This is a genomic window from Paenibacillus forsythiae T98, from assembly GCF_000520735.1.
GTDB lineage: Bacteria > Bacillota > Bacilli > Paenibacillales > Paenibacillaceae > Paenibacillus_AQ > Paenibacillus_AQ forsythiae.
This window is the reverse complement of record NZ_ASSC01000436.1, coordinates 1-2,949: the sequence shown is the minus strand read 5'-3', so window position 1 is coordinate 2,949 and position 2,949 is coordinate 1. Positions and strand designations below refer to the sequence as shown.

Annotated in this window: 3 protein-coding genes; all 3 read left to right on the top strand. The window is 60.0% G+C overall.

Annotation, left to right across the window (positions count from 1 at the left end; genetic code table 11):
* Positions 1 to 571: hypothetical protein (locus L692_RS32755; protein WP_025700768.1), on the top strand; the 571-nt coding region annotated here is incomplete at its 5' end.
* A gap of 172 nt (positions 572 to 743) precedes the next feature.
* The gene (locus L692_RS0113965; RefSeq protein ID WP_025700766.1) at positions 744 to 1,187 is read left to right on the top strand and encodes a YwiB family protein; all 444 of its coding nucleotides are present in this window, start codon (positions 744 to 746) and stop codon (positions 1,185 to 1,187) included.
* Positions 1,184 to 2,869, top strand: a complete 1,686-nt coding sequence (argS, locus tag L692_RS0113960) for an arginine--tRNA ligase (RefSeq protein WP_025700764.1) — start codon at positions 1,184 to 1,186, stop codon at positions 2,867 to 2,869. The genes L692_RS0113965 and argS overlap by 4 nt, the downstream gene beginning before the upstream one ends.
* Positions 2,870 to 2,949 lie beyond the last annotated feature (80 nt).

Sequence of the window (2,949 nt, the reverse complement as noted above, 5' to 3'; positions counted from 1 at the left end):
GGCGGTAACGGTCGCCCCGGGAACGGGCTACCGGGTCATGAAGACTGTGGATGGCGGCACGAACTGGGCGCTCAAGCTGAAATCGGCCTTCAGCTATCCGGTCGGCGCCGAGATTTACGAAGGCGGCAGTCAAGTGTGGGCGCTGCTGTACGGCGAGTCCGGCATGTCCCAGACGTCGTATTCCCTGTATGCCAGCGCGGATGGCGGCGGGAAATGGCGGCGCGTCATCGCCCAGTCTACAGCGGGCGGCGGTCCTGCCCCGGGCAGCGGGAACGAGGGACTGGCCAAAGGCCCGGTCTCCGGCAAGCCCGGCAATATGCAGCTCGCCGGAGGCGGCGCCTTCCTGCTCGGCTATTCGCCGGCCGGAGATCAGGTCGGCGTGGGCCGGTCCTATACGGGCGGCAAGCAGTGGCGTAATCTGCCCGGCCTGCCGGGGGCGGGCGGCGTGATTTCTTTCACCGGCGCGAAGGAGGGCTGGCTTGCCGTCAGGGGGCTGGAGCAGTCCTCGCTGTATGCCACGCATGACGGCGGCTCCACCTGGGAGCGGAAGCTCTTTTTTAAGACAAAATAGGGCGGCTGGAAGGTAGGGGATACGGGCGAGCATGTGATTTTGCCCTCCGGTATGTTAAGATTCTTCATAAATACAGTGATTGAATTGGCCCGGCGAACTGGATATAGTAGTACAATGGGAAAGATACCGGAATCAAGGCCCAAGCGAAGCAGGCAGAACGGGAGGTGCCAGGGTGCCTGATAATCTTACGCATAAATATGGCGTCTCCGTCACGCTTATCAGCCGCCACGAAGGAGAGACAAGCATTCTTAACGTGAGCGGTGAAGCCGCGCATAAGGGGCCGCAGCTGTATATCCGTTTTGAGGAGCCGGGTCAAGGTCCGGATGGCGCAGGTGAGGCCGTTCGGACAACGGTCAAGATTCGGGATGACGAGCTGCGGATTATCCGCCACGGCGGCGTCCAGTCGGAGCAATCCTTCCGGAGCGGCGCGCGTTTACCCGGATTTTACCGATCTCCCTATACCCAGTTTAATCTGTCCACCGAGACAAGGGCGCTGGATATCTCGCGGCAGGGACGTTCCCTGACAGTGCAATGGGAATACGATTTATACGTGTACGAAGAGTTATCGGGACAGTTCGCTATCAGTTTGCATATACAGGAGGAACCTTTAGTATGACACAACGTCCAAATCCGCTTGACCTTATTAATGAAAAGGTGAAAGAAGCCATCGCCGACGCGGCTGTCGCGGCGGGCCTGGTTCAGCGGGAAGAGCTTCCGGCCATTGTGCTGGAAGTGCCCAAAGACAAAGCCCATGGCGATCTGGCGACCAACGCCGCCATGCAGCTTACCAAAATCGCCAAGCGCAATCCGCGCCAGATCGCCGAGGCGATCGTGGAGCATCTGGATGTAAGCCGGGCCTCGATTGAAAAAGCGGAAATCGCCGGTCCAGGCTTCATCAACTTCACGCTGTCCAAATCGTATCTCTATCCGGTTATCGCTCTTGCCCTGGAGCAGGGCGCCGATTACGGCCGCACAGACGCCGGACAAGGGCAAAAGGTCGAGGTTGAGTTCGTCAGCGCCAACCCGACGGGAAGCCTGCATCTCGGCCATGCCCGCGGAGCCGCCGTCGGCGACGCGCTGTGCAATGTGCTGGATTTCGCCGGCTACAAGGTCACACGCGAATACTACATCAACGACGCGGGCAATCAGGTTTCCAACCTGAGCCGCTCGATCGAGGTCCGGTATTTGCAGGAGCTTGGCCAACAGGCCGAAATGCCGGAGGACGGCTATTACGGCGAAGACATCAAGGGCTTTGCCAAAGAGCTTGCCGCAGACAAGGGCGATTCCCTGCTGGAGCTTTCGCCCGGCGAACGCGCCGCCTTCTTCCGTGCCTACGGGCTGGAGAAGGAGCTCGACAAAATCAAGCGTGATCTGGGACGCTTCCGCGTCGCCTTCGACATCTGGTACAGCGAGACCTCGCTGTATGAGACCGGGGAAGTGCTGCGGGCGCTTGACGCGCTGCGGGACCGCGGGGAAGTGTACGAGCAAGATGGCGCTACCTGGCTGCGGACAACGAAATATGGAGACGACAAGGATCGCGTGCTGATCAAGAATGACGGCACCTATACTTACCTGACGCCCGATATTGCTTATCACAGCGACAAATACGGGCGGGGCTATGACAAAATGATCAATATTTGGGGCGCCGACCACCATGGCTATATTCCCCGGATGAAGGCCGCGATGGCGTCGCTTGGCAATGATCCGGACAAGCTGGTTGTGCTGATCGCCCAAATGGTCAGTCTGTTCCAGGACGGCGAGAAGGTGAAGATGTCCAAGCGGACCGGCAAGGCGGTCACCATGGAGGATCTGATGGACGAGGTCGGCGTGGATGCGATCCGCTATTTCTTCACCATGCGCAGCATGGATTCCCATCTCGACTTCGATATGGATCTCGCCGTTTCGACCTCGAACGAGAACCCGGTGTTCTATGTACAATATGCGCATGCGCGCATTTGCAGCGTATTCCGTCAAGCCGAGGAGCAGGGCATCGTCCTGCCGGATCTTGCCGGAATCGACTACTCGAAGCTGACGGCGGAGCATGAATATGCCCTGCTGCGCAAAGTCGGCGAGCTTCCGGCCGAGATTGATCTGGCTGCGGAAGGCTATGCTCCGCACCGCCTGATCCGCTATGTATACGAGCTGGCGTCGCTCTTCCACAGCTACTACAAGGCCGAGCGCGTAATTACCGAGGATGCCGCCCAGACGCTGGCGCGCCTCGCGCTGCTCGGCGCCGTCCGCCAGGCGATTGCGAACGTGCTGCGCCTTGTCGGCGTAACGGCGCCCGAACGGATGTAGCGCCGGAACCGGAGGGGCTGCTCCTCGCGGGTCTGCCGCTCTTAAGTCCTGACCGTGATGCCGTCCTTCGGGGCGGCATC

Excerpts from the sequence above, each read along its gene's own strand:
- argS (WP_025700764.1), top strand. The coding sequence starts at position 1,184 with ATGACACAACGTCCAAATCCGCTTGACCTTATTAATGAAAAGGTGAAA.